The sequence below is a fragment of the Haliea sp. E1-2-M8 genome (assembly GCF_030649675.1).
In the GTDB taxonomy this organism is placed as follows: Bacteria; Pseudomonadota; Gammaproteobacteria; order Pseudomonadales; family Halieaceae; genus Haliea.
The window spans coordinates 1-24244 of sequence record NZ_JAUTDR010000010.1 but is presented as its reverse complement, the minus strand read 5'-3'; the positions used below and the strand labels follow the sequence as shown (position 1 = coordinate 24244).

Annotated in this window: 20 protein-coding genes and 1 tRNA gene; 7 read left to right on the top strand and 14 right to left on the bottom strand. The window is 59.8% G+C overall.

The features are described 5' to 3' along the window. Nucleotides 1–88 precede the first annotated feature (88 nt). The 3 genes from Q6D67_RS09930 (at nucleotide 89) to Q6D67_RS09920 (ending at nucleotide 5596) form a co-directional block, all read left to right on the top strand. A complete protein-coding gene (locus tag Q6D67_RS09930; protein ID WP_304705452.1) occupies nucleotides 89–1093 on the top strand; it encodes an AraC family transcriptional regulator in 1005 nt (334 codons plus the stop codon). A 277-nt stretch (nucleotides 1094–1370) separates the two neighbouring features. Further along, a complete protein-coding gene (locus tag Q6D67_RS09925) occupies nucleotides 1371–2444 on the top strand; it encodes an efflux RND transporter periplasmic adaptor subunit (protein ID WP_304705451.1) in 1074 nt (357 codons plus the stop codon). After that, complete coding sequence (locus tag Q6D67_RS09920) at nucleotides 2444–5596, top strand: efflux RND transporter permease subunit (protein WP_304705450.1); 3153 nt, start codon at nucleotides 2444–2446, stop codon at nucleotides 5594–5596. The genes Q6D67_RS09925 and Q6D67_RS09920 overlap by 1 nt, the downstream gene beginning before the upstream one ends. 33 nt (nucleotides 5597–5629) lie before the next feature. Here Q6D67_RS09920 and Q6D67_RS09915 read toward each other — a convergent pair whose 3' ends face one another. Further along, complete coding sequence (locus Q6D67_RS09915; protein ID WP_304705449.1) at nucleotides 5630–6394, bottom strand: TlpA disulfide reductase family protein; 765 nt, start codon at nucleotides 6392–6394, stop codon at nucleotides 5630–5632. A gap of 222 nt (nucleotides 6395–6616) precedes the next feature. Between Q6D67_RS09915 and Q6D67_RS09910 the strand changes: the two genes are divergently transcribed. Both Q6D67_RS09910 and Q6D67_RS09905 read left to right on the top strand, forming a co-directional pair. Further along, nucleotides 6617–7282 (top strand): response regulator, encoded by a 666-nt coding sequence (locus Q6D67_RS09910; protein ID WP_304705448.1) that lies wholly within the window; start codon nucleotides 6617–6619, stop codon nucleotides 7280–7282. Nucleotides 7283–7311: 29 nt separating this feature from the next. Next, the gene (locus tag Q6D67_RS09905; protein WP_304705447.1) at nucleotides 7312–8622 is read left to right on the top strand and encodes a sensor histidine kinase; all 1311 of its coding nucleotides are present in this window, start codon (nucleotides 7312–7314) and stop codon (nucleotides 8620–8622) included. A gap of 54 nt (nucleotides 8623–8676) precedes the next feature. Here the strand turns inward: Q6D67_RS09905 and Q6D67_RS09900 are convergent, their stop codons facing one another. From Q6D67_RS09900 to Q6D67_RS09865, 8 genes are read right to left on the bottom strand one after another with little or no spacing between them, the layout of a single operon-like run. Then, nucleotides 8677–9792 (bottom strand): histone deacetylase, encoded by a 1116-nt coding sequence (locus Q6D67_RS09900; RefSeq protein ID WP_304705446.1) that lies wholly within the window; start codon nucleotides 9790–9792, stop codon nucleotides 8677–8679. Continuing rightward, nucleotides 9789–10337, bottom strand: a complete 549-nt coding sequence (locus Q6D67_RS09895; protein WP_304705445.1) for a GNAT family N-acetyltransferase — start codon at nucleotides 10335–10337, stop codon at nucleotides 9789–9791. Before Q6D67_RS09895 ends, Q6D67_RS09900 begins: the two co-directional genes overlap by 4 nt. A 46-nt stretch (nucleotides 10338–10383) precedes the next feature. Continuing rightward, nucleotides 10384–10578 (bottom strand): DUF1289 domain-containing protein, encoded by a 195-nt coding sequence (locus Q6D67_RS09890; protein ID WP_304705444.1) that lies wholly within the window; start codon nucleotides 10576–10578, stop codon nucleotides 10384–10386. Further along, nucleotides 10575–11099 (bottom strand): gamma carbonic anhydrase family protein, encoded by a 525-nt coding sequence (locus Q6D67_RS09885; protein WP_304705443.1) that lies wholly within the window; start codon nucleotides 11097–11099, stop codon nucleotides 10575–10577. Before Q6D67_RS09885 ends, Q6D67_RS09890 begins: the two co-directional genes overlap by 4 nt. After that, nucleotides 11096–11704 carry a CoA pyrophosphatase gene (locus Q6D67_RS09880; RefSeq protein ID WP_304705442.1) on the bottom strand — a complete coding sequence of 203 codons (609 nt, stop codon included), beginning with the start codon at nucleotides 11702–11704 and terminating at the stop codon, nucleotides 11096–11098. Before Q6D67_RS09880 ends, Q6D67_RS09885 begins: the two co-directional genes overlap by 4 nt. A gap of 3 nt (nucleotides 11705–11707) precedes the next feature. Beyond that, nucleotides 11708–12829 (bottom strand): tRNA guanosine(34) transglycosylase Tgt, encoded by a 1122-nt coding sequence (gene tgt, locus Q6D67_RS09875; RefSeq protein WP_304705441.1) that lies wholly within the window; start codon nucleotides 12827–12829, stop codon nucleotides 11708–11710. Next, on the bottom strand, nucleotides 12826–13896 hold the full coding sequence (queA, locus tag Q6D67_RS09870) for a tRNA preQ1(34) S-adenosylmethionine ribosyltransferase-isomerase QueA (RefSeq protein ID WP_304705440.1): 1071 nt from the start codon (nucleotides 13894–13896) through the stop codon (nucleotides 12826–12828). Before queA ends, tgt begins: the two co-directional genes overlap by 4 nt. A gap of 47 nt (nucleotides 13897–13943) precedes the next feature. Next, entirely contained in the window at nucleotides 13944–14192 is a 249-nt protein-coding gene (locus Q6D67_RS09865) for a hypothetical protein (RefSeq protein ID WP_304705579.1), read from the bottom strand. Nucleotides 14193–14390: 198 nt separating this feature from the next. On the opposite strand from Q6D67_RS09865, the gene Q6D67_RS09860 reads away from it, so the two are divergent. Continuing rightward, nucleotides 14391–14477: transfer RNA gene (locus Q6D67_RS09860), tRNA-Leu, on the top strand. Nucleotides 14478–15614: 1137 nt separating this feature from the next. Here Q6D67_RS09860 and Q6D67_RS09855 read toward each other — a convergent pair. The 3 genes from Q6D67_RS09855 to Q6D67_RS09845 all read right to left on the bottom strand — a co-directional run bounded on the left by Q6D67_RS09855 (nucleotide 15615) and on the right by Q6D67_RS09845 (nucleotide 21907). Beyond that, entirely contained in the window at nucleotides 15615–16808 is a 1194-nt protein-coding gene (locus tag Q6D67_RS09855; RefSeq protein ID WP_304705439.1) for an EAL domain-containing protein, read from the bottom strand. Next, nucleotides 16805–21274, bottom strand: a complete 4470-nt coding sequence (locus Q6D67_RS09850) for a CHASE domain-containing protein (RefSeq protein ID WP_304705438.1) — start codon at nucleotides 21272–21274, stop codon at nucleotides 16805–16807. Before Q6D67_RS09850 ends, Q6D67_RS09855 begins: the two co-directional genes overlap by 4 nt. Nucleotides 21275–21472: 198 nt before the next feature. Next, a complete protein-coding gene (locus Q6D67_RS09845; protein WP_304705437.1) occupies nucleotides 21473–21907 on the bottom strand; it encodes an integrase domain-containing protein in 435 nt (144 codons plus the stop codon). Nucleotides 21908–22043: 136 nt separating this feature from the next. On the opposite strand from Q6D67_RS09845, the gene Q6D67_RS09840 reads away from it, so the two are divergent. Continuing rightward, entirely contained in the window at nucleotides 22044–22256 is a 213-nt protein-coding gene (locus Q6D67_RS09840) for a hypothetical protein (protein WP_304705436.1), read from the top strand. A gap of 477 nt (nucleotides 22257–22733) precedes the next feature. Here the strand turns inward: Q6D67_RS09840 and Q6D67_RS09835 are convergent, their stop codons facing one another. Next, nucleotides 22734–23048 carry a hypothetical protein gene (locus Q6D67_RS09835; RefSeq protein WP_304705435.1) on the bottom strand — a complete coding sequence of 105 codons (315 nt, stop codon included), beginning with the start codon at nucleotides 23046–23048 and terminating at the stop codon, nucleotides 22734–22736. Next, the coding region (locus Q6D67_RS09830; protein ID WP_304705434.1) for an IS66 family transposase at nucleotides 23045–24244 on the bottom strand (1200 nt) is incomplete at its 5' end. The genes Q6D67_RS09830 and Q6D67_RS09835, both read right to left, overlap by 4 nt.

Here is a 24244-nt window from a genome sequence, read left to right as displayed (position 1 = left end):
GTTATCCCGACGCAAACATTTTATATTTGAAGTAACCAGGTGTTTGTGATACCACTGCAAACAGGCGACGGATGAAAAGGGTGCAGCGGTGGAAGAGATTGCGGACCAGACCCGGTTGATCCGAAGACCTGAATACAGGCTGTTTCAGACCTCTGATCTGGATGAGGCCCGTTGCCGTGTCAGCGAGGTGTATTGTGACCATCAGCTTTCCTCGCGGACCGGCCAGGTGGACGCCTTCCACTACCATATGCCCTTCCGCGGGATCAGTTTCAACTATATGCAGTACGGCACGGAGAGCCGTATAGAGCCGGGCTATCTGAAGGATTTCTATCTCATCCAGCTGCCGCTACAAGGACGGGCCCAGGTCGAGAGCGGCGGTCAGGTGATAGAATCCGACCCCGCCCGGGCATCGGTCATCAACCCGTCGGCTTTCACCAAAATGGTTTGGAGTCACGACTGCCGACAGTTCACGGTGCAGATTACAAAAGACAGGCTGGAGAGAATCGCCGCTTCCTGCCTCGGTATACCCGTGCAGGGTGCTCTTGTGTTCGACACAGCCATGGAGAATGGCAACGCGCAACACGCATCCTGGTGGCGACACCTGTTCTCGTTTATCTGCGAATACAGTCAGGAGTGCAGTTTTTACCGCAATACCGAGATCCTGGAAACCGAGCTGGACAATATCATCAAGGCGCTGCTCTATTCCCTGAATCATAATTACACCGCCCCGCTGTTGAACGATACGCAGATGGTGCGGCCGCGCCATGTCAGGCTGGCAATGGATTACATCCATGACCATATCTCGGAAAACCTGTCCATGGACTCGCTGGTGGAACTCACGGGCGTCAGCGAGCGCCGCCTGTACGACGGGTTCAGACGATTCCAGAATATCTCCCCAATGCGCTATGTACAACAAACGCGGCTGAAAGCGGTGCGTACTGCACTGCAATCCTGTCGCGATACCAGCGTCACGCAAATAGCAACCGAATACGGCTTTACCCAACTTGGGCGTTTCGCCGCTCTATATCGTCAGGTGTACGGCGAATTGCCGTCTGAGACCGTGGCGCGCAGGCCGGGCGTAAAGCGGGATTAGTCGCGCCCTTGCGCAACCTCGATCTTGATCCCGGGATCCGTCTACTTTTCACTAAGCGTGTTCGCATTTAATCCCTCCTTAATGCAGCCCTGTTTGACTGGCCGCCCATTCTGGTCCGCCTGTCCCCGGAGCGCTTTTAATGAACCTGCTGCATTTGATATCCCCAGTGACTCTCCCTCGCTGGCCGTTGGCTCTTGCTGTTGTTGCGGCCGCAGTGTTGCTCGGCGCCTGCAGCACTGAGTCGAGCATACCCAAACCAAAAACACCTGGTGCCGCGGTGAGCGTCGCCATCGTGGAAACCGGCGAGGCGGTGCAGTATGGCGAGTACGCCGCCCGGGTGCGAAGCCCCGGCGCGGTGGAACTACGTGCGCAGGTGGGCGGCGTTTTGAAGCAGCGGCTGTATCAGGAGGGGCAACGTATCCAAAAGGGCGAGGCCTTGTTTCAGATTGATCCCGAGCCCTATGTACTGGCACTGCGACAAACCGAAGCGGAGCTGGCCGAGGCCCGGGCGGAGCACGCCAACTCGGAGCGGGAGTCGCGCCGTCAGCAGGATCTTTTCGCCCGCCAGGTCAGCAGTGAGCACGACAAGGACAGGGCCACCACCGCTCTGCAGGCCGCCCTGGCCAGGCTACAAAAAGCTGAGGCCGCCGAGAGCGACGCGAAACGTCTGCTGCGCTACGCCCAGGTGGAGGCACCCGTGGCCGGTATTGTTGGGCTTGAGGCCCTCGCGGCAGGTAATCTGGTGGAGGCCGGTACCCTGCTGACAACCATCACGCCGCTCGACCCCATTCACGTTCATTTCACACTGCCCGCCCGTGATGCGGCCACGCGTCGGGTCGCGCTCGCGGACGGAGCTGGTGGGCCGGCAGAAACCGGCTTGCTTCTGGATCGTGGGCAAGCCTTCCCCTATTCCGGCCAGTTGAATTTTACCGATGCCCGCATCGACCCGCGGACGGATAGCATCCACATGCGCGCGGTGTTTCCAAACCCTCAAGGCGAGTTGCTGCCGGGCCAGTTTGTGCGCTTGCAGCTGCCCCTGCGGGTGTTCCGGGATGTGGTGCTGATCGACCCCAAAGCCGTCACCGAAGGCCCGGCAGGCCCCCAGGTATATACAGTCGATAACGGCACTGCCTCCGGCGACCAGACAACCCGGGCACGGCCGGTGAACCTGGGGCCGATCGTGGAAGGCCTGCAGGTAGTGCTGACAGGACTTTCCGCCGGGGATCAGCTGGTGGTGAACGGTCAGGTTTCGCTCAGGCCGGGCAGTGCCGTGAGTGTGGTCGAAACCGTTCCAGCCAGGGTCCATATGCAAGGGGAACTAGCCCGGACCCCTGCACAGGCGGGCCTGTAATGCTGCGTTTCTTTATCGACCGCCCCATTTTTGCTTCGGTAATTTCGGTGATTATTGTGCTGGCCGGTCTGGCTGCGTTGCGCCAACTGCCACTGGAACAGTACCCGAACGTGGTGCCGCCCCAAGTGGTGGTCACCGCCTCCTACCCGGGCGCCAGCGCCACAGTGGTGGCGGACTCGGTGGCTTCACCCCTGGAGCAGGAAATCAACGGGGTGGAGGACATGATCTACATGGACTCCACCAGCACCGACACGGGCACTCTGCAACTTACGGTAACTTTCGACATAGGCACCGATCCGGATCAGGCGACCATCAACGTCAACAACCGGGTTCAGGCAGCCGCGCCGCGCCTGCCACAGATTGTGCGCGACATGGGCTTGCGCGTGCAGTCCCGTTCTACCGACATCCTCCTGCTGGGCGTACTCACCTCGCCCGACGACACTATGGGCATGGTGGAGATCAGCAACTATGCGCTGCTCAATATGCTGGACGAACTGGTACGGATTGAAGGCGTTGGGGATGCCAGCCTGTTCGGCCTGCAGGACTATGCCATGCGCGTCTGGCTTGATCCGGCCCGGCTCGCCAAGCACGAACTCACAACCCAGGACGTGGCCGCCGCTTTGCGGGAGCAGAACGCGGAATATGCCACCGGTCGCCTGGGCGCTCCGCCCAATGATGAGGCAGATCCCTTTACCTTTACTGTGACCAGTGAAGGTCAGTTAACTACCCCGGAACAGTTCGAGTCGATTGTGCTGAGCAGCGAGGCGGACGGCTCCAGCCTACGCCTGGGGGACGTGGCCCGGGTGGAACTGGGTTCGCAGGATTACAGTTTTTCCGGCACCTTCAATGGCTCAGCTGCAGTACCCTTCAGGGTCTATCTGGAATCCGGAGCCAATGCATTGGATACCGCCGACCGGGTTCAGGAAGCGTTGCAGGATCTCGGACAAGACTTTCCGGCCGGCCTCGAATACACCATTGCTTACGACACCACCGAATTCGTGCGGGCGTCTATCCGCGAGGTGGTAATCACCCTGCTGGTGGCCGTCGCCCTGGTGGTGCTGGTGACCTATCTCTTCCTGCAAAACTTCCGCGCGACCCTGATTCCGGTGGCGGCCATTCCGGTGTCCCTGATCGGCACCTTCGCCGGCATGCTCGCCCTGGGCTTTTCCCTGAACATGCTCACCCTGTTCGGTCTTGTGCTGGCCATTGGCATAGTCGTGGACAACGCCATTATTGTCATGGAAAACGTGGAACGTCTGATGACCGAGAAACGCATGTCTGCGCGCCAGGCCTCCATCGAAACCGTGCGCCAGGTGAGTGGCGCAGTGCTGTCATCCACCCTGGTGCTGGTGGCCGTATTCGCGCCGGTGGCCTTTTTGGACGGCCTGAGCGGCGGCCTGTACCGTCAGTTTGCCGTCACCCTTGCCGTGTCGGTGGTTATCTCTGGTGTGGTCGCGCTGACACTCACTCCCGCCATGTGCGCCTTGCTGCTGCGCCCACAACAGCAGGAGCCCGGCAAGTTTTTCCGCACCTTCAATCGCGCCTTCGACAAGTTGACGAACGGATTCACTCTGGTGGTCAGTGTCCTGCTGAAACGCCCGCGCGCCGGCGTCGCCCTCCTGCTGCTGTTCTTCGGCGCTACCTGGCTGCTGCTCGACCGGCTGCCGGTCGGGCTTTTGCCCGCGGAGGACCAGGGGGTGGTGCGCGTTCTGGGGCAGCTGCCGCCAGCCTCGTCGCTGCCGCGCACCGAGGCCGTGCGCGATCACCTTGCTCAGGAGATCATGGCCATGGATGAAGTTGAGGGTTACATTTCCTTCGCCGGCTTCGACCTGATCAACGGCGTGATGCGCAGTCACGCACTGGGCGGTTTCGTCAGCCTGACGGACTGGAATCAACGTAACGAGCAGGAACAAAGTGCCTCTGCCGTGGCGGAACGGGTGCGCCGTCTGGGCGCCAGCGTGCAGGAAGCCAACCTGCGCTCGTTTACACCGCCGCCGATTGCCGGCCTGTCGCTGACGGGCGGCGTGGAAGGATATCTGCAAGTACGGGGCGATACCGACGTGGCCCTGCTGGAAACCGTGGCGGGGGCGTTGCGAGAGGCCACATCCTCCCGCCCGGAACTGGCGGGTGCCAACGTCATGTTTGAAGCCAGCGTACCGCAATACCATTCCATGGTAGACCGGGAAAAAGCCAAGGCCATGGGAGTGCCCGTCTCCCGCATCTATAACGCCCTGCAAAGCACTATTGGCGCCATGTACATCAACGACTTCTCCTATCTCGGCCGCTTGTGGCGGGTTTACCTGCAGTCGGAAAGCGAGTATCGCCGCCAGCCGGAGGATCTCCGCCACGTTTTTGTCCGCAGTGACAGCGGCAGCATGGTGCCCATGAGCTCCCTGGTGGCGCTGGAGCGCCGCCGGGGCGCCGACCTGCTGACGCGCTTCAACGGCTACCCGGCGGTGCGGGTGATGGCGAATCCGGCGCCGGGTTACACCAGCGGTCAGGCCAAGGCGGCCCTGGAGGAAGTATCTGCCAGTCTGCCACTGGACGCGGATTTACAGATGGCCTGGATTGGCGAAGCCTATCAGCTGGACCAGGCTTCCGGCAGCGGTGCCGGTGCCTTCTTCATGGGCTTGTTGATGGTCTTCCTTATTCTGGCAGCGCAGTACGAGCGACTCGCCCTGCCGCTGGCCGTGGCCGCCGCCGTGCCCTTCGCAGTACTCGGCGGTGCTCTGGCCACCCTGTTGCGCGGCTTTCCAAACGATCTTTACTTCCAGGTGGGCCTGCTGGTGCTGGTGGGGCTGGCGGCGAAGAATGCGATTTTGATTGTGGAATTCGCAGTGCAAAACCGGCGCGGAGGCATGGACTCCGCCACGGCCGCCATCAATGCGGCGCGTCAGCGCTTTCGCGCGATCCTCATGACCGCTGCCACTTTCATCATTGGCTCCCTGCCCCTTATGGTAGCTGGCGGGGCCGGCGCCGCCAGTCGTCAGGAGATCGGCACGGTGGTGGTAGGCGGCATGCTCGCGGCCAGCAGCCTCGCGCTCGTCTTTGTGCCCTTGGCCTACAAGCTCCTGGACGACCTGTCCTGTTGGTGGGCTGGCAAGCGGAGCAAGCCTGTGAAAACAGGAACAGCCCGGGCAGGTGACGTATGAATGGGTCTATAGGTCCCGAATTAATTCTCCGGGTCAGTTGAGGCGTTTGAGTTTTTGTTTGAGTGAGGCTGCAGACAACTCGCCAAGATGATAATCAGCCAGGCGCCCCTGAGCGTCGTAAAACAGTGTAGTGGGCAGTGCTCGGGAGCCACTGACCTGCCCCAGTGTGCTCATGGGGTCCAGCAGCACGTTCTCTAACTCAAGTTTATCCCCGATCAGATAGTCCCGTACCTGGCCGGGGGACTCCCCCTGATTGGCAAACACGAAGGTGATATCTGTTTCTCTGGCCTGCGCAGCCTGCAGAACGGGCATTTCCCGGCGACAAGGTGGGCACCAGGTGGCCCAGAGATTGACCACGCGTGGTTTTCCCTCTTCTTCTGGCCCAAGGTTTGCGAGCGTGACAAAGTCGCCGTCCAGCCGCTGAAATGACTCGGTTGCCAGGCCGGGCTGGGAAGCCTCCATCCCCGTCACGGCACCCAGCATACCGACCCATATTCCAACACCCGTCAGAATCGCCGCACCCAGAGGCCTGCGTAGAGCCGGTGTACGCCACCCCCGCCATAACGCTGTAATCAAGGCGGCCCCAATGCCAGGCAGGAGCAGAAACCCGCCGTCCCGGATGTCTACCATGGAAAGCGGGGCCTCCCGGTAAGAGTCAAAGTAAAGGATCACGAAAGTACCGCGTGCCACCAGAAGCCCGACCAGAAAACTGTTAATCATGCTGTCGGATGTGACCACGCCTCGTTTTCGGCCAACAAGGCCGCCTACCACAATTGCAACAAGCAACGCGATCATCATGAGAAGTCGGGAGGTGGGTACGGCCAAATGGCCTATACTAGTTGTCAGCATAAAAAATCTCGTGGCAAAAATTTTTGCGGGAGCCTCTTCTCGAAGCACTGCGCCTGGATAAACCTCTCTGTTCGAGTGGCTGTTAGCGGAGGATGAGGTGGGCGGATTATGTAGAGATTAAGCGGTACTTGCACTACTGATGGCTACCACTTTTCTACCCGAGAGGCATGCGTGCATATTCTGATTGTTGAAGACGACGAGTTCGTAGGCGATGGCCTCAAGGCAGGACTTGAGGCCCTTGGCCAGACCTCCGACTGGGTCCGGTCCGCGGCCACTGCAGAGACTGCCATGAGCGTCGCTCGCTTCGATGTGGTGGTGCTGGATCTGGGGCTACCTGACGAAGACGGAATGACCTTGTTGAAAAGATGGCGCGAACAAGGCCATGACCTGCCCATACTCATACTGACTGCGCGGGACGCGGTGCCGGACCGCATTGCGGGGCTTGAGTCCGGAGCGGACGACTACCTCACCAAACCCTTTGATCTGGGGGAGCTTATGGCCCGGTTGCACTCGCTGGCGAGGCGGGCTGAAGGCCGTTCAACAAACCTGGTGCAGCATGGCACACTCAGCCTCGACCCGGTTCGGCTGGAGGTTCAGGTCAGTGGGGTGCCCGTGTCTCTGTCACGCCGGGAACTTGCGGTTCTGCAGGCGCTGCTGCAGCGCCCGGGCCAGATCCTCACTCCCGGCCAATTACAGGACAGTGTCTATGGCTGGAGTGACGGCGTACAGAGCAACGCCATCGCAGTGCACGTGCACAATCTGCGACGGAAACTGGGCAACGAACTGATCGAGACTCTGCGCGGTATGGGCTATCGCATTAACAAACCTTCCCAATGACTTTTCAGAAAAGTCTGCGGTGGCGGCTAATGGTTTTGATTAGCGTTTCAGTTGCCGGCTTGTGGTTGTTACTGGCGCCCTGGCAACTGCTGGGTGTCCGCAGTGAAGTCCAGAACAGTCTCGATGATCGTCTGGCGGCCTCCGCAAGAATGGTGGCGTCGCTCATCAGCCGGCAGCACCTGACAGAGGCAACACAGGCAGGTGGAGAATCCAATGCCGCCCTTGTGGCCACCCCGGAGTTTCCCTCAAATCTGGCATGCCGGGTCAGCACCCTGCGCGGAGACCTGGTTGCGCTTTCCCAGGGTGCCCCTGCTGCCGTGCTGGAGACGGCAGTTGAGGGTTATAGCGACCGGGAGGTGGGCGGAGAACAGTGGCGGGTCTACACCCTGGTCGCCGACTCTCTGGTCATTACCACGGCTGATCGCCTGGACACACGCGATGCCCTGATGATGTCTATCGTCCTCGCTGCGGCCTCCCCTTTTGCGCTGGCTCTGGCGGGCACGTTGATTATTCTCTGGTTCGGTATCCGCCACGGTTTCAAGCCATTGCGACAACTCAGCAAGGATGTTGCCGGGCGCGACATCCAGGAACTTGAGCCACTGGCCTGGGATAATGCACCGGAAGAAGTAAAGCCTCTAGTGGCCGAAATCAACCGTCTTTTACTGCGGGTGAGCCAGGCCCTGCAGCGGGAGCGGCGCTTTACCGGCGATGCCGCTCATGAGCTGCGCACGCCGCTAACCGGCATAAAAACGCAACTGCAGGTGGCAAGTCTCACCCAGGGCAAGCAGTCGAACCACGCTCTTGAGCAGGCTGCCCGAGCGCTGGATAAGCTGCAGGATACCCTTGAGCAATTGCTCCTTCTGGCCCGGATAGAAGGCAACGCCGCTTTTGCCGATGCCGCCCGGAGCAGTGCGGACGAAATCACTTCATCGGCACTGGTAGAAGTTACCCACAAAGCGCAAGAAAGACAGATCCGGATTACCTACCGGAATCCTTCATCCGCACGGGTTGCCGTCCCTGCGGCGCTCGCGTCCGCAGCGCTTCGAAATCTGCTGGACAACGCCGTGCGCTTTTCGCCGGACCGGGGCCGGATCGACATAAACTGTTCGCTGGACGGTGAGTGGGTTCTCTGGCAAATCGTGGACCAGGGGCCGGGTGCGCCCGCCGGTGAACTGCATGTGTTGACCGAACGCTTCAAACGGACCTCGGGCAACGGCGGAAGCGGCCTGGGACTGGCCATTGTCGAGGCAATCGCCAGTCGGTTCGGCGGCAGCTTGCGTCTTGCCAACAGCAGCCCCCAAGGCCTGGAGGCACAGCTGCGATTGCCCCGCGCGCTTTGATCGGCAGCGCTTGACGCCGGGTTAACCCCTCACTGGCTGCGCTCGCGAAACGGTCTATTCATCATCCGTCTCTTCATCATCCGTGAACGCATCCCGATGGAACTCCGCGGCCTTCATTACCTCCGGCAATCCACACTCCACCAGTTCCGGGACATCCCCGCCGGCCAACACCTCCAGCACCGTATGTACCCCCCGGGACAGAGAGGTCAGGTTATAGCCACCTTCCAGCACAAGGGCCAGCCTGCCAGCACAATGTCTTTCGGCGATATCCTGAACAATGCGAGTGAGCACCGCGAAGCCATCATAGGTCAGGTTCAACGCCATGTCGTTGCGGTGCGGGTCAAAACCCGTCGAGACCAACACCAGGTCCGGTTCGAAACGGTCGGCGGCGGGGATCAGAATGTCCCGGAACGCCTTTTCAAAGGCGAGATCGCCGGCATCCTCCGGGATAGGCACATTCACAGTGTAGCCCTCGCCCAGCCCGGCCCCCACTTCCTCCAGGTTTCCGGATCCCGGATAGAACGGGGCGGCGAGGTGGATATCAAAAAAGAGAACATCGGGATCGGCCCAGAAAATATCCTGGGTGCCGTTGCCGTGGTGGGCATCCCAATCGACAATCAGGATACGCTCACAGCCCAACTTCGCCTGGGCGTGAGCGGCCGCAACAGCGATGTTGTTGAACAGGCAAAAGCCCTGCGCCCTGACGGGCTCCGCATGATGACCTGGAGGCCGCACCAGGGCGAAGGCGCTCTGACATTCCCCCCTCACCACCGCTTCAACCGCGGCGATGGCATTGCCCGCCGCCGAGGTTGCCGCCTTGACACTATCCGGCGACATGGCGGTAGTATCCCGATCCAGCCAGGCCCGCTTTCCCTCCAGCGAAAAGATATGGTCGAGGTGACTGGTAGTGTGAACGCGGCCGAGCTGTTCGTAGGTGGCATGCGGGCCGGCCTTGAACTGCACCCCCGGAATGGGCTCCTTTTCGAGCAGCTCCATGATGGCACTCAACCGCCCCGGATGCTCCGGATAGCTCCACTTGAAATTCAGCCCCTTGAGCAGCGTCCTTACCCGTTTTTCCACCCGGCTGGGAAGAAAGGGCAAATCCACTTCGGGATGGTGGCCAAGCATAACTTCATCGTAAAACACGGTCACACTGCGATCACCTATCACTTATCACCCCCTTGCGACAGTCGGTCCTTTACCAGATGGGTGAAGGCAGCAGCGCGAACGCCGGTGGTTTTGAACCCCAACCTGCTCCAGGTCGCTTCGGCCTCCTTGTTGGCGACAGAGTATTCGAGAATCAGCTCATGGGCAGCGCTGGATTCGGCAAATGCCACCAACTCCCTCAGCATGGCGCTGAAGATTCCCAGTTTTCGGTACTCCGGTTCCACCCATATGTTATCGATAATACCGGATTTGAATTCCAGGTCACCTGCGTGCTCCCAGATACCCTGGCTGCGCCAGATATAGATGTAACCCATTCCAACAAGCTTGCTGTCCGGGGCCTCGGCCACCACCACCAGCTTGTCGTTATCCGTAAGGGCGGTGGCCAGATACTCCATAAGCCGCCGTTTTTCACGCCTCTTCAATATTTGCGGTTCACCCCCGTCGACATGCAGGGCGAGTTTGACGAGGAAACCGACCAGCACCGGGATATCCGCCTGCTCGGCCGGTCTTATGAATGTCTGGTCCTTTTTGCGGGGTTTTCTGGCCATATTGGTATTTGCCGGTTTGGTAGCTGACACAGATGGGGATACGCTGTCAGTTCAACCAGACCTGGTCATCCGCCAGCCGCCGATCCCGGGCGCGATCGAGAATTTCCTGCTTTTCCTGTGGGCTGGCCATGAACCAGTCGGTGATTTCCTCGGCACTGCGATAACAGCCCAGGCAGACATCGCTTTCATCCAACAGGCACACCGAGATACAGGGCGAGGCGAGCTCCGCGGAATTGCTCATGCCTGTACCTCCAGTCCGTCCCGGTAGCGGGCGGCATTCTGGATATAGTGTTCGGCGTTCAATCCCAATGCCGTCTGTTCTTCCTCCGTGAACTGGCGCCTGACTTTCGCCGGTGCGCCCAGCACCATGCTGCCGTCGGCAATTTCCATGCCCTCGGTCACCAGTGCGCCAGCGCCGATCAGGCAGTTCCTGCCCACTTTGGCGCCATTGAGGACGATCGCTCCAATACCGACCAGGGAGCCATCACCGATGGTACAGCCGTGGAGCATGGCCTTGTGGCCCACCGTCACGTTGCTCCCAACCACCGTTGGAAAACCCGGATCCGCGTGCAGTACCGCGCCGTCCTGGATATTGCTACCAGCACCGACCTCGATCCGCTCTGCGTCACCGCGCAGCACGCAGCTGAACCAAACACTGCTGCGCTCGTGCAGGGTGACGTTGCCGATCACCGCCGCGTTGGGCGCAATGAACTGGCCGCTGCCGACCAGGGTCACTGCCTGACCATCGAGGCTGTATTTCATGCGTCTTCCTCCGTAAACCTAAGCGAATCCAGCTCCGCCTGCAGGCCCAGATTCACCAATAACAGGAGCACCCGGGCAGTTGTGCCCCACACGGTATCACGGCGCAGACGGAAATGTGGAACCCGCACCGGGCGGCCGTCCACCGGGTCGGGCATATTGCGGACATGCCAGGCGGATGCGTCGGCGAACTGCAGCAGCGGGAGCAGCAGCAGCTCGGCCACTTCACTCGGGTCCGCCCGCAGCGGCAGATTCGCGGGAATGACGGCCACGCAGGGATGAATGGTGAATCCGCTGCGGGTACACAAGGGCGCCAGTTCGCCCAGAGGGCGCACCCGGTCCGGCAGGCAGCACACCTCCTCCTCTGCTTCCCGCAATGCCGTATCCCAGGGCCCGCGATCAGCGGGCTCGCGCTTGCCGCCCGGAAACGCCACCTCGCCGGGGTGCAGGGGCAGGTGCAGGGCGCGGCGTCCCAGCAGGACTCGAGGTTCCGCTTCGTCGGTCAGCGCCACCAGCACGCCGGCCTGGCGGCCGCTACCGTCCCAGGCCGGACGCTCCAGGGGCAGCGCCGCTTGCAGGCGCTGGAACAGACGTGCGGTCGTAGTCATCGCTCAGTTGCCCTCGGCCTGACCGGCATAGAAGCGTTCCGCGAAGGCGTCGAGTTGGCCCTGCTCAATAGCCGCGCGAATGCCAGCCATGTGGTTTTGGTAGAAACGCAGGTTGTGGATGGTGTTGAGCTGGGAGCCGAGGATTTCGTTGCACTTGTCGAGGTGGTGCAGGTAGGCGCGGCTGAAGTGCTGGCAGGTGTAGCAATCGCAATCCTGGTCCAGCGGCAGCGTACTGGTTTTATGGCGGGCATTGCGCAACTTGAGCACCCCGCGGGAGGTAAAGATGAAGCCGTTGCGGGCATTGCGGGTGGGCATGACGCAGTCGAACATGTCGATGCCGCGGCGCACGCCCTCCAGCAGATCAGCCGGGGTACCCACCCCCATCAGGTAACGGGGCCGGTCCGCGGGCAAACGGGGCTGCAGGTAATCCAGCACCGCGGTCATCTCCTCCTTGGGTTCCCCCACTGACAGGCCGCCAATGGCATAGCCGTCGAAGCCGATCGCTTCCAGCCCCGCCAGGGACTCGGTGCGCAGATCCTCGTACATACCCCCCTGGACGATCCCGAACAGGGCCGCCGGGCTGTCGCCGTGGGCGGCACGGCTGCGGGCCGCCCAGCGCAGGGACAGCTCCATGGAGGCGCGCGCCTCCGGTTCCGTGGCCGGGTACGGGGTGCACTCGTCAAAAATCATGACGATGTCGGAGCCCAGCTTGTGCTGGATGGCGATCGATGTCTCCGGGTCCAGGAATACCCGGGCGCCGTCTACCGGCGACTGAAACTTCACCCCTGCCTCGGTGATCTTGCGCATGGCGCCCAGGCTGAACACCTGGAAACCGCCGGAATCAGTGAGAATGGGACCATCCCAACCCATGAAATCGTGCAGGTCCCCATGCAATTGGATAATGTCGGTACCGGGGCGCAGCCAGAGGTGGAAAGTGTTGCCGAGGATGATCTCGGCGCCGATGCCGCGAATATCCCGGGGCAACATGCCCTTCACCGTGCCGTAGGTTCCCACTGGCATAAAGGCGGGAGTTTCCACACTGCCGCGGGGAAAAGTCAGGCGGCCACGGCGGGCGTGGCCGTCACTGGCAAGATGTTCGAACTGCAGGTGGCAGGTCCGGCTCATCGCGATTCCAGGGCAGCGGGCTCGGGGGTAATGAACATGGCGTCACCATAACTGAAAAACCGGTAGCGCCGGGCAATTGCCTCGCGATAGGCGGTGGCAATGTGTTCGCGGCCGGCAAAGGCGCTGACCAGCATCAGCAGCGTGGATTCCGGCAGATGAAAGTTGGTAATCATCGCGTCCACCACCCGGAACCGGTAGCCCGGGAAAATAAAAATATTCGTATCGCCGCGCAGGGGAGCCACCAGGCCATGGCCGCTGGCGGCGGACTCCAACGAGCGCACCGCGGTGGTACCCACCGCCACCACCCTGCCGCCCCGGGCCCGGGTCGCGGCCACGGCGGCACACAGGGCCTCGTCCACCTCCAGGTACTCGGCGTGCATGTGGTGGTCCTCGACAGAGTCCACCCGCACCGGCTGGAAGGTACCGGCGCCTACGTGCAGGGTGACCGTAGCGCGTTCCACGCCCGCGGCTGTGACCTCTTGCAGCAACGCCTCCGTGAAATGCAGGCCCGCGGTGGGAGCGGCCACTGCGCCATCGCGCTCGGCAAACACCGTTTGATAGCGCTCCCTGTCCGCCGCTTCGTCCGCGCGCTCAATGTAGGGCGGCAGCGGCATATGGCCGATGGCCACCAGGATCTCGTGCAGTGCCACCCCGGGGGGCGCCTGCAGCTGGAACAGTGCGCCTTCGCGCCCGGTTACCGTGAGTTGCCAGGGACCAGGTTCGGCGCCCTCAGTGGGCGCCAGATGGATGACCATACCAGGCTTGGGGGACTTGCTGGCGCGGATGTGGGCCAGCGCCGTGCCCGTGCCGGTCATCCGTTCGATGAGAATCTCTACCCGCCCGCCGGTGCTTTTGCGACCCCACAGACGCGCGGGGATCACCCGGGTATTATTGAATACCAGCAGGTCATCGGCACGCAGGCAGTTGGGGAGATCGGTAAACTGCAGGTGCCGCAGCGCACCGCTGGCGCCGTCCACCGTCAGCAGACGGCTGGCACTGCGCTCGGGCAGGGGCCGCTGGGCAATCAGCTCCGGCGGCAATTCATAGTGGAAATCGCTGACTTTCATCGCAAAAAAAGCCGGCCCGAAGCCGGCTTCCTGGCCTGCAAACTGGCTCAGGCCGCAGGTTCGCTCCCGGCGTCCTCAGCCGCGACTTCTTCCGCAGCATCAGCGGCGGGCTCTTCAGCGGGCGCTTCCTCAACCGGGGCCGGCTTCGGTGTCGGCGCCTTCAGCAGGCCTTCCGCGGTCAGGATGCTGACTTTTTCGTCGCCATTCACAGCCTTCCGCTTGGCGTCCTGGACCGCATAGCGCTCATCGCCACGCTGGAAAATGCTGTATTCGGGGGTCTTCTTGATCAATTTCATCGGCACGATCTTTTCTCCTGCGATACTCAGAAATTTGGCCCCGGGGGCCAACCAACACTCCGGGCAGTCACTGCCGTGAGCGGCGAGCAGTCTACAGCTAAATGGCCGCCAGGTTAAGGAAAATCATTGCAGTCAGTGCCCCGATTGCTATAATCGCGCGCTCTCCACGGGCCTAAAGTCAGCGCCCGCCGCCCTTCTGCCGGAGTGGTGAAATTGGTAGACACAGGGGACTCAAAATCCCCCGCCGTAAAAAGCGTGCCGGTTCGAGTCCGGCCTCCGGTACCAATACATCATTAAAATCAATTGCTTACGAAATAAACCATATTATTACAACATAAATAACAACATTAAATCTTAGTAGGCAAGAACTCCCGCTGCGCATACCACCGGTAATTTAGCCCTTAATACTGCCCAAATGGCCCAGGTCAATGCAGCTAAGGCAGACAATCTCAACCGGTATACACCATGCAGGCTGGCCCACCGCCACTTATCCTATATAAATCAATTACTTATACGCGGTAAGCGCACTTCCCTTTATACCCGGGAGTACAATGAGCAATCTCACGGCAATACCCCTCTGAGCTTTTTTATTCAACAATGATACCATTAACTAAAGTATCCTCATTGGCAAACTAAANCACCGTGGTGGTTCGAAGATGGACCCGGTCATTACTGATCGTTGCGTCGAGAACGGCCCTGAGCGACGCGTTTAGCAGATTCCACTACCACCGGAACCTGCCTACCCCGTTTGCGAATGCAAGGTGGGGTCTTCCTTGCCACTTTTCCGTAGTGGCCACGGGTAAATTCCGTTGCTGGGGGTACTATAGAACAACCGATAATGCGGTTGTCACAAAAAACCCGGTCAACTTGTGGCGGGGTTTTTTCCCGTCATGGGCTGCCGGGGTTTATGGTGCCAGTGGCACCACCTGCACCAAGTCCTGCCGGGTTACGCATTACGTGGGAATGAGACAGGTCTGGATGCCCTCTGGGTGGTTTCTGCAGAGACCAGGCGGTTCTGAGTGAGTGCTTGTTGCGGCATGGGCGAGGCACAGCGCCCACGTCACTACCCGCTGCGCTTGGCAGTGACTTGAGCGCGTCCGCTTACCGGCGCAAATTGCCCTCCGGCTCATTCAGCCTCCGAGTTTCTCACCCGTTTGGCCCGCTGAGACAACCGTACAAGGGCCAGACCTGAGATCCTGACGGCGCTGAATAACAGAGTGGCATGGATTCCTGTGGGTTACGGCCTGGAAATGACCCAAGAAGACTTGCAAATGTACCAATGCAAGCGCGATTTCAGCACACTCGATGGCCATCACTCGGTTCAATGCGTGTAAAGCATCCGGATACTGTAAGAAAATTCCCCCAATAGCCCGTTTATTCCTTTTGTATATCGGTTTCGATGAGGATATTCGCCTTTACTGTTCATGAGCGGGTCTTGATGAGCGTCGGCAGACCGGACTCCCACACCGGAATCCAGGAGGTAATTTCGTCGGCGAGCATGGGTTTGGCGATAAAGTAACCCTGTGCCAGATCGCAGTCGGTGTTCTGGATGAAATCCCAGTCCAGTTTGGATTCGACACCCTCAGCCACCGTTTTCATACCCAGGTGCTGTGCCATGGCAAGGCTGGCCTCGACAATGGCGCGTAGCGGGGCGTAGTTGTGCGCGCCCTGCACAAATCCTTGATCAATCTTGAGTTCGTCGAATGGAATGTCACGCAGTTGCGCCAGCGATGAGTGACCGGTGCCAAAATCATCGATGGAAAGACCGATATTCTTCAGGCGCAGCCTGGTGAGGATGTCCAATGGCGTCAACAGATCCTTCATGAGACGACTCTCCGTCACCTCCAGTATGATACTGGCAAGCGGAATGCCGACCTTTGCAATTTCATGGGCAACATAATCGGCAAAATCCAGCCTCGCAAGATTATCCATGGAGACATTCACGGCAACCTGAAGGGGCACGCCCATATCATGCCACCGCCGTGCCTGAGCAAGCGCGTTGGCAAGGACGAGCCGTGTCAAGTCATCAATCAGGCCGTGTTCTTCTGCCATACCGATAAATTGATCCGGGTATACCAGCCCATCGACAGGGTGTTGCCATCTCACCAGGGTCTCTACCCCGACGACACGTCCGGTACCCAGATCGACCTGGGGCTGGTAGTAATTGATCAACTCCCTATTGTTAAGGGCTTGTTTCAGCTCATCCGGCGCATAGACTTTTCGCGCAGTTTTCTCGTGCTGTTGTGGCGCAGCTGCGATGGCCTTTTTTAGCTGATCCGGATTGACCGGCTTGTGAAGGGCCCCCAGTACGCGCAGTTTGTGGGCATTGGCGAGTGTTTCTGCGGTATGCAGAATGCGTTGGTCTTCGCCACTGACCAACATCAGGCCGCCGGTATAGGCAATCCGCACAAGATGACGCACAAATTCGACGCCATCCATGTCCGGCATCTGCAAATCCAGAAAAATTATATCGAAAGAGTCTGAACCGGATTCAAGCATTGCCAGTGCATCACGCGGATGTTCCATCGCGACGACCTGATCGAACCCGAGATTGGCAAGTTGCCGTGAAAGCAGTTTCAGTGCAAACGGTTCATCATCAATAAGGAGAAATTTCATATACCCTCCGTGGGTCGCGGACTCTGTGGCGACAGCTGAAAATGAATTTCATGCTTTACCGCCAGCCAGATTGAGCGTAACTCGTGCAGCTGTTCAGCGATGAAGGTGCGATCACCCTCCTTCCCTGCATTTTCTATTCCCGCACAAAGATCCCCCAGTATCAGGGCACCGACAGAACGGGAGGATGACTTGAGCTTATGCGCAATGGCGCTGACGTGACGCACATCGCCCGCCGTAAAGGCCGATTCCATCTCCTGCACCAGCGTATCGGCGGTTTTCAGGTATTCAGCGAGAAATTCATGCACCGTTACCGGGTCGTCACCGACCAATTGCATGAGTAAACTGATATCAAGCAGTTGTCCTGAGTGCGGCAATCCTCCCTCATCGGTCAGCGTATCGGTGGCTATCTCAGACGGTGGCGGTGACAACCACTCCTCCAGCATGGTTCTGAGCTTCTTGAGCGGCACAGGCTTGGTCAGGTAGGCATCCATCCCCACCGCCTTGGCCCGGCTTTCCTCACCGCGCAGGGCGTTGGCGGTCAGCGCGACAATGGGCAGGCGTGCGCCCCGCTCCTCCTGGCGGATGATCTGCGCCAGTGAATAGCCGTCCATTTCAGGCATGTGCAGGTCCGTTAGCAGCAGGGCGTAACTCCCTTCGCGCCACAGACGTAGTGCCTCTTCGCCGTTAGCCGCCACCTCACCGGCATAACCGAGCAGGCGGAGTTGCTGCAAAATGACACGCTGATTGAGGTCATCATCCTCGGCGATCAGGATCAGCCTTCCCTGCGAACGGGCCTCGGCCACCGTCGGTGCTGTGACGGTCTCCTCGTGGGTGAAGTCATCTTCGCGGTGGTCGTGAAAGACTTCAGGGGAAGCCCGGCCAGCAGCCACGGCCACGGCACGCAGTAGCGCGTGCCTACGCAGGGCATCGCCGTCCAGGGAAACCACATCGGGTTTTTCCACCCGCGCCCTTCGGCGTCGACCTTGGGTAATCCAGAGGTGACGTACCTTGGGCAGTGAGTCAAATCGGTCATGTCCGTCCGGCTCCTGCCGTCCGGCATACTGAATCACCACGATGAAATCGCCATACCTGGAAGCGAGCTCAACAGCCTTGTCTATATCATCCACAAGGACAACCTTCGCGCCCGCATGTTCGAGGTAGATGCAAAGGTCCGAGGCATTGAAGTGCGGATCCTCGATCAGGATGCAATCGAGACCGTCTAAAGTGATATCGGTGCTCTCCGGCTCTCCCCCTGGGTTTTGCATGGGGAGGGTGACGGTAAACACCGATCCTTCGTCAAGGCTGCTTTCCGCCGTGATAGTGCCATCCATCAAATCCACCAGGCGCTGGCAGATGGTCAGCCCCAAACCCGTCCCGCCAAAACGGCGTGTGGTCGATACCTCGGCCTGGGTGAATGGTGTGAACAGGTTGTCCAGTGTTTCCGGTTTCATGCCAATACCGTTGTCGGCAATACGGAACGACAGGAAAAGCAGCGTCTGGTTTTCTGTCGCGATATCGACCCGGATGGATACTCTGCCGGGCCGTTGCGCATTCCCTCCGGAGAACTTGATGGCGTTGCCGATGAGGTTGTACAGCAACTGGCGAAGGCGGACATCATCCGACAGCAGCCGCGGCGGAATGCGGGGGGAAATGAACAGATTCAAGTTAACCCCTTTTGCGGCGGCGACCGGCACCAGCGAGTTGCACAATCCTTCAACGATATCCGGCACGGAAACGGGAATATTCTCGATCTCCAGGCGACCGGCCTCGATCTTGGAGAAGTTCAGAATGTCGTCAATGATAGTCAACAACGCTGTTGCCGACTCGTGGATGGTATTGACCAGCTCGGTTTGGTGAGCAGACAGGCGGCTTTGGGAGAGTATTTCCACCATGCCGATAACACCGTTCATTGGTGTACGGATCTCATGGCTCATGGTGGCCAAAAAGGCGGATTTGGCGCGGTTGGCCTGCTCGGCGTCGAGGCGGGCCTGTGTCAGCAGTTTGTCTGCCTCTTTGCGTGTGGTCACGTCCTGTAGCAACACCAGCGCCGCCGGCTCACCTTCATGCAGATAGGGTACTGCTGCCGCCTCGCCACAGAAACTCGAACCATCAAGGCGCAACCAGGTTTCCTCCAGCGGGGGCGCGCCCTTGTCCTCGTTATTCAGTTGGCGAATCCGTTCATGCACGGCATCCCGGCTATCCGGGTGGATAAAATCCAGTACCTTCTTTCCAATCAGATCATCCGGTGAATGTGCACCAAGAAGACTGACGGCCTTGGGATTCATGAACACAAAGCGGCCAGCACATTGAATGAATATTCCCAGGGGTGAATGCTCGATGAGTTCACGGTGGCGCGTCTCGCTGGCCAGCAGGGCCTGCTCGGCCTCCCGCTCCTTGCCGACATCACGAAATACCAGTACCACACCCAGCACATTGCCGTCCTGATCACAGATAGGCGCCGCGCTGTCGGCGATGTGAAACTCGTGACCATCACGCGAAATAACGACGGTATGATTGGCCAGGCCGTGAATTTTTCCGGTGCGCAATACCTTCTCAACCGGAATGGGTGAGGGCAGGCGTGTCTTCTCGTTGATGATGTGAAATACCTCTTCGATGGGGCGACCCATTGCCTCGGCCAGCGGCCACCCCGTGAGTTTCTCGGCGATGGGATTCATGCGGGTGACGCAGCCGTCGGCATCGGTGGTGAGCACCGCATCACCGATGGATTGGAGGGTAATATCGAGATTGTTTTCGCTCTCGCGCAGGGCGGCCTGTATCTTGCGGCGCGCACTCAATTCCGCTTCCAGTTCGACCGTGCGGGCAGCCACCACTTCCTCGGTGGCGGCCTGGCGACCGGCGGCACTGAGGGCCGAGAAGGCGATGAGCAGGGCGGCCAAAACCGAAAAGCCGAAATAGATCCTTGATGTCAGGGTGGCTCCGGGCTGCCAGTAGCCATCGAGGAGATGCATCTCCAGCAACCAGTAGCGATCACCAAACCTGATCGTGCGTTCCCATTCGGCAAGCGTGTCTGCTGTCAGATTGCCCGCCAGAAGATGCGTGGTATAGCCCGGGGTCACATCGCTGACACGAAACGCGATGCGATGTTGTTCCGTTTCCCGCGCCAGAGAGGCAAACAGGGTATCGATATCAAAGGCCCCAACTATAAACCCGTGCAGCGCAGCGTTTCGCTCACGCTCCGATGCAGCGCTTAGGTCGAAGTCGTGCGGGTATACCGCCTGGAAGGTTAATAGCGTATATCGCTGGGTGCGCAGTAGGCTAATGACAGAGGTAGCGATGATTTCACCGGTTTCTGCGGCATGTGCCATGGCCTTGCGGCGGGCTTCTTCAAATCCGTGATCAAGGCCGATCACCGCCTCGTTTCCTGCCATGGGCGCGGTGTGGCGTACTGGGAAATACTCACTGCGCTCAGCTGGTGGCTGTGGCTGCCGTTCGGCATCCAGCTCGAAGATTCGGTAATCCTGCTGGCCGTCGTTACGTTGGGCCATCTCGAAGGCCGTACGTTCTGCCAGCGGCACACGGGGTGCCCAGTCAACCGAGAGCAGCCCCTCCTGGTCGGTGAGGTCGGCAGTAAAGATGGCATATTCTTCGCGCGTGACCTCTTCACTGGTAATTAAAAACCGCTTCAGGCTGCGTAGCGGTTCGAGCAGTCGTGACAGGGAATACACGTGCGCTTCGTAGGCATTATCCATCAGCTGGTCGGCCGCAGACTTGGCCTTGCTGGTCTCCAGTTGGGCAAGGCCTACGTGACCGGCCCCCATCAGGGCCGCCGTTACCAGCAGTGGCAATGCCACACGTTTACCGCCATGCAGCCAGAGGGAGTGTGAACCCGGCCAAATCAGGAGCACCAGCGGGGTAAACAACAGCACCCCCAGGGTATCGCCGGTCCACCACAGCAGCCATTGCGCCAAGCCATCCCCAGCCGTCATGCGCTCGAAGAGGAATAGCACCAGTGTGTTGACGGATGCGGCAACCACGCAGGTCACCGGCGCGGCCAGGATCAGAAAGCGCCAGATATCGTACTCCTGGGCAAGGGGCTGGGTAACCGTGAGAAAGCGCCGGGTCAGGCGGGCACCGATCAGCGCCTGCAAGGTAATGCCTGCTGCCAGAAGGCCAGCCACGACAGCCCCCGACCATGACACATCCAGTGAGAGATCGACGATAAATGCGCCCAGCCAGATCCCCGGCCAGCAACGAAGACCGCCCATCAGAATGACGGCCAGGGCGAAGCCAGCCGCCGGCCACAGCGGCGAGGTATAGCCGGACGGGGTGATCAATGACAGCGCCGCAATGGCCAGTACGGCATAGGCAAGCGCAATCAGCACATTGCGAACAACCAGTCTGTCGATCGCTACTGAAGGGGAAGGGGGATTAGCTGTTTGATGCGACAGCGGCGAAGTTGCCGCAGCGATCTCTTTGGTGTGGTTTCCCCCTGTCGTTGGCACCATATCCCCTCCATGGCTTACCGATTTTATTTCCTTACAATTGCGCCTCGTCTGGACGACACAGCACCTCGCGCGGGGACTAGACCACACAACTGCCAATACACCCAGTTTTCAGCGTAGACCAAACCTGGTGATGCTGTCTATGTAGCGGAAATTGTTGCCATTGTGTTGTAGATATTTGGACGTGATAACAAAAGGCAATCAGGGCACTGAGTAGCGATGAGCCGAAGGTGATTGCCATTGGCATCTACGGGCGTGATGGTCAAGCAGTCGTTGAGGGAGCGCCAGGCGCTTGGCCTGCTCCAGCAGGGCCCGCTGCTCTCTGGTGCGGATGGGGACGGTACGTTCCCGCCCACCCTTGGTCCAGCTGGCTTTCAGATGCAGGTGGTCGCCGCGATCCGCCCAGCGGGGTCGAATCTTGAGGGCTTCCTCCCGCCGGAGCCCGAAGGCCTTCTGCAGCCGCAGGCTCATCCGCACATGTTCATCCTTGACCCGGTCGAGTTGCTCGCGAGCCAGGCCCTTGGCCTTGCTGTGATCGGACACGAACTGGCGGTCCGGTATGCCATAGAAATCATTGCCGGTTGCCACGACGGCCCGCTTGTTCACCGTCTCCGCCCACCACCGTAAACAGCTCATGCGGTTCTTGCCAACCTGCGCGGTTTCATAGAGCACGCGGGCGGAATAGTCATCGGGGCGACCACGTTAACCGGTCAGCGCCGATCTGCTATACTGGCCCCGTCTCAGGAGACCCTGGAGAAATTGAGGGTAAAGCATGGCGACCTTGAAGAATGGTGGCAAAAAGTATTCGGCTACGGTTTCGACTTTATTACAGAAAGCGAAGCAAGCTACCTCTTCCGCTCCCCGGATGCTGACCGCATCCGAGAAGGCATCATTGGGGCAGCACGCGCGGGAAACCAGCGTGATGATGCGGGCGATGGTTAAGCAGGGGAAGGCGCAGTCGAAACAGACGCAGGAAGTGCAGTGACCTGGGCGCAGCCCGAGTCACACCGATCACTACTGGGGAATGGTTGGGGCGTCGATAGCAAAATGGAACGTGATCGCAGTGATAATCTGGCCTACTTAGCCCTTATCCAATTGGTCACCACTGCCGGACTTTTGCCGGGATCAGTCCTGCTTTGTTGTGCATTTCGGTGCAACTTGCAACGGGCGTCACCGATGAAAAATTAAATCAAATCAACTAGATGGAAGCAGACGAGCCAACTTTTAACCAATTGGTCGCTGGTTCGAATCCAGCACGGCCCACCATACAAACGCAAAATGCCACCCCAAAAGGGTGGCATTTTGTAAGCGCCAATTAAACCACAGTGTATACGGCGGCCGGGAGCTGTGGCAGGCATGACCCGCGCTGTACTACTTTAACTTCTGCGGCGCNTTGTAAGCGCCAATTAAACCACAGTGTATACGGCGGCCGGGAGCTGTGGCAGGCATGACCCGCGCTGTACTACTTTAACTTCTGCGGCGCGATTTCTACCACGTTACCCCTCGCCACATCTTTAATCGGCGAGAGCAAGTGCGGGGAGATGTTCCAGCGTTGCCCGTTATCCGTCACCACCGTCACCGTCTTGCGGTTGAACTTCATGAGGGTCCCGGTCAGGCGCCCACCTTGTGGTGATTCGAAGCTCACCCGAGCGCCCGGGTGGAACTGCATCATGGATTGGTGCGCCTGCAATGATTCCAACATCTTCAGTCGTTCAACAATCCGGTGGTTCAGCGCCACCAACTCATCAGCATTCAAGTGATCAATCTCGATACTCATGCGGTTCTCCGATGCCATGGTAGCAGCGCCTCAATGGCCTCCACGGAGTCGGCCCGGGGCAGCTGTTCGTAGACCTGGCGCAGGTACGCGTAAGGCTCCAGCCCGTTGGCTTTCGCCGTCTCGATCAGTGAATACAGGTTGGCACTGGCGTTCACGCCTGCCACCGAGTTACTGAACATCCAGTTTTTGCGACCTGTGACGAAGGGGCGAATCGCGTTTTCTGCCCGGTTGTTGTCGATCTCCAGTCGACCGTCTTCCAGGTAGACGACCAACTTGTCCCACTCGTTGTGCAGATACTGCAAGGCCTTTCCCGTGGCACTCCCTGGCGGGACCTGTGGCAGGCTCTGGTCCAGCCATGGCCGCAGCTGTTGCAGGATAGGGGTAGCCTTCTCCTGCCGCAGCTCACGGCGCTGTTCCGGCTGCAGGTGCCGAGCCTCCGTTTCCACCCGGTACAGCTTCTGGATAAAGGCCAGGCCCTGGTGGGCCTTGCCGGTTTTCCCGTTCTTGCCCTGCGCCTTCACCGCCTCACTGAACCGGCGACGGGCGTGAGCCATGCAGCCAACGTGGGTGAGCTGCTGCGCTGCCACCACAGCGTTGTACCCATCGTAGCCGTCCGTCTGCAGATAGCCCTTGAAGCCCGCCAGCAGGCGCAAGGGTACGGCCTGGCCGCGGCCCGGATCGTAGTCATACAACACCACCGGATGACCCGCCGGCCCACCGCGCTGCAACCACAGATACGATTTGGACTGGGCAGCCTTGCCCGATTCCTTGAGCACCTGCACCGTGGTCTCGTCCATCTGGATCAGATCATGGGCCAGCAGCTGGTCCCGCAGCAGGTTGATCAGCGGCTGTACCAGCTGACCCGCCTTGATCATCCAGTTCGCCAGCGTGGCGCGGGGGATGTCGACGCCGATGCGCTGCAGAATGGTCTCCTGGCGATAGAGAGGCAAAGCATCCTGGTACTTGGAAACGGTAATGTGGGCCAGCAGGCCCGGTGAAGCCATGCTTTTGGGAATCGGCTGTGCCGGCAAGGCTGCGGTGCGGATGCACTGACCGCAATCGCAGGCATATTGCCGGCGGACGTGGCGGATGACCCGGATGGTTGCTGGCACGATGTCCAGCTGTTCCGAGGCGACCTCGCCAATGACCTTCAGCATCTGGCCGTCATGGGGGCAGTTCAGATCGTCCCCGGCCAG

Coding starts and splice junctions, on each gene's coding strand:
- Q6D67_RS09920 (WP_304705450.1), top strand. CDS start 2,444: ATGCTGCGTTTCTTTATCGACCGCCCCATTTTTGCTTCGGTAATTTCG.
- Q6D67_RS09915 (WP_304705449.1), bottom strand. CDS start 6,394: ATGATGATCGCGTTGCTTGTTGCAATTGTGGTAGGCGGCCTTGTTGGC.
- Q6D67_RS09905 (WP_304705447.1), top strand. CDS start 7,312: ATGGTTTTGATTAGCGTTTCAGTTGCCGGCTTGTGGTTGTTACTGGCG.
- Q6D67_RS09895 (WP_304705445.1), bottom strand. CDS start 10,337: ATGGCCAGAAAACCCCGCAAAAAGGACCAGACATTCATAAGACCGGCC.
- Q6D67_RS09890 (WP_304705444.1), bottom strand. CDS start 10,578: ATGAGCAATTCCGCGGAGCTCGCCTCGCCCTGTATCTCGGTGTGCCTG.
- Q6D67_RS09885 (WP_304705443.1), bottom strand. CDS start 11,099: ATGAAATACAGCCTCGATGGTCAGGCAGTGACCCTGGTCGGCAGCGGC.
- Q6D67_RS09880 (WP_304705442.1), bottom strand. CDS start 11,704: ATGACTACGACCGCACGTCTGTTCCAGCGCCTGCAAGCGGCGCTGCCC.
- tgt (WP_304705441.1), bottom strand. CDS start 12,829: ATGAGCCGGACCTGCCACCTGCAGTTCGAACATCTTGCCAGTGACGGC.
- queA (WP_304705440.1), bottom strand. CDS start 13,896: ATGAAAGTCAGCGATTTCCACTATGAATTGCCGCCGGAGCTGATTGCC.
- Q6D67_RS09865 (WP_304705579.1), bottom strand. CDS start 14,192: ATGAAATTGATCAAGAAGACCCCCGAATACAGCATTTTCCAGCGTGGC.
- Q6D67_RS09855 (WP_304705439.1), bottom strand. CDS start 16,808: ATGAAATTTCTCCTTATTGATGATGAACCGTTTGCACTGAAACTGCTT.
- Q6D67_RS09850 (WP_304705438.1), bottom strand. CDS start 21,274: ATGGTGCCAACGACAGGGGGAAACCACACCAAAGAGATCGCTGCGGCA.
- Q6D67_RS09845 (WP_304705437.1), bottom strand. CDS start 21,907: ATGAGCTGTTTACGGTGGTGGGCGGAGACGGTGAACAAGCGGGCCGTC.
- Q6D67_RS09840 (WP_304705436.1), top strand. CDS start 22,044: ATGGCGACCTTGAAGAATGGTGGCAAAAAGTATTCGGCTACGGTTTCG.
- Q6D67_RS09835 (WP_304705435.1), bottom strand. CDS start 23,048: ATGAGTATCGAGATTGATCACTTGAATGCTGATGAGTTGGTGGCGCTG.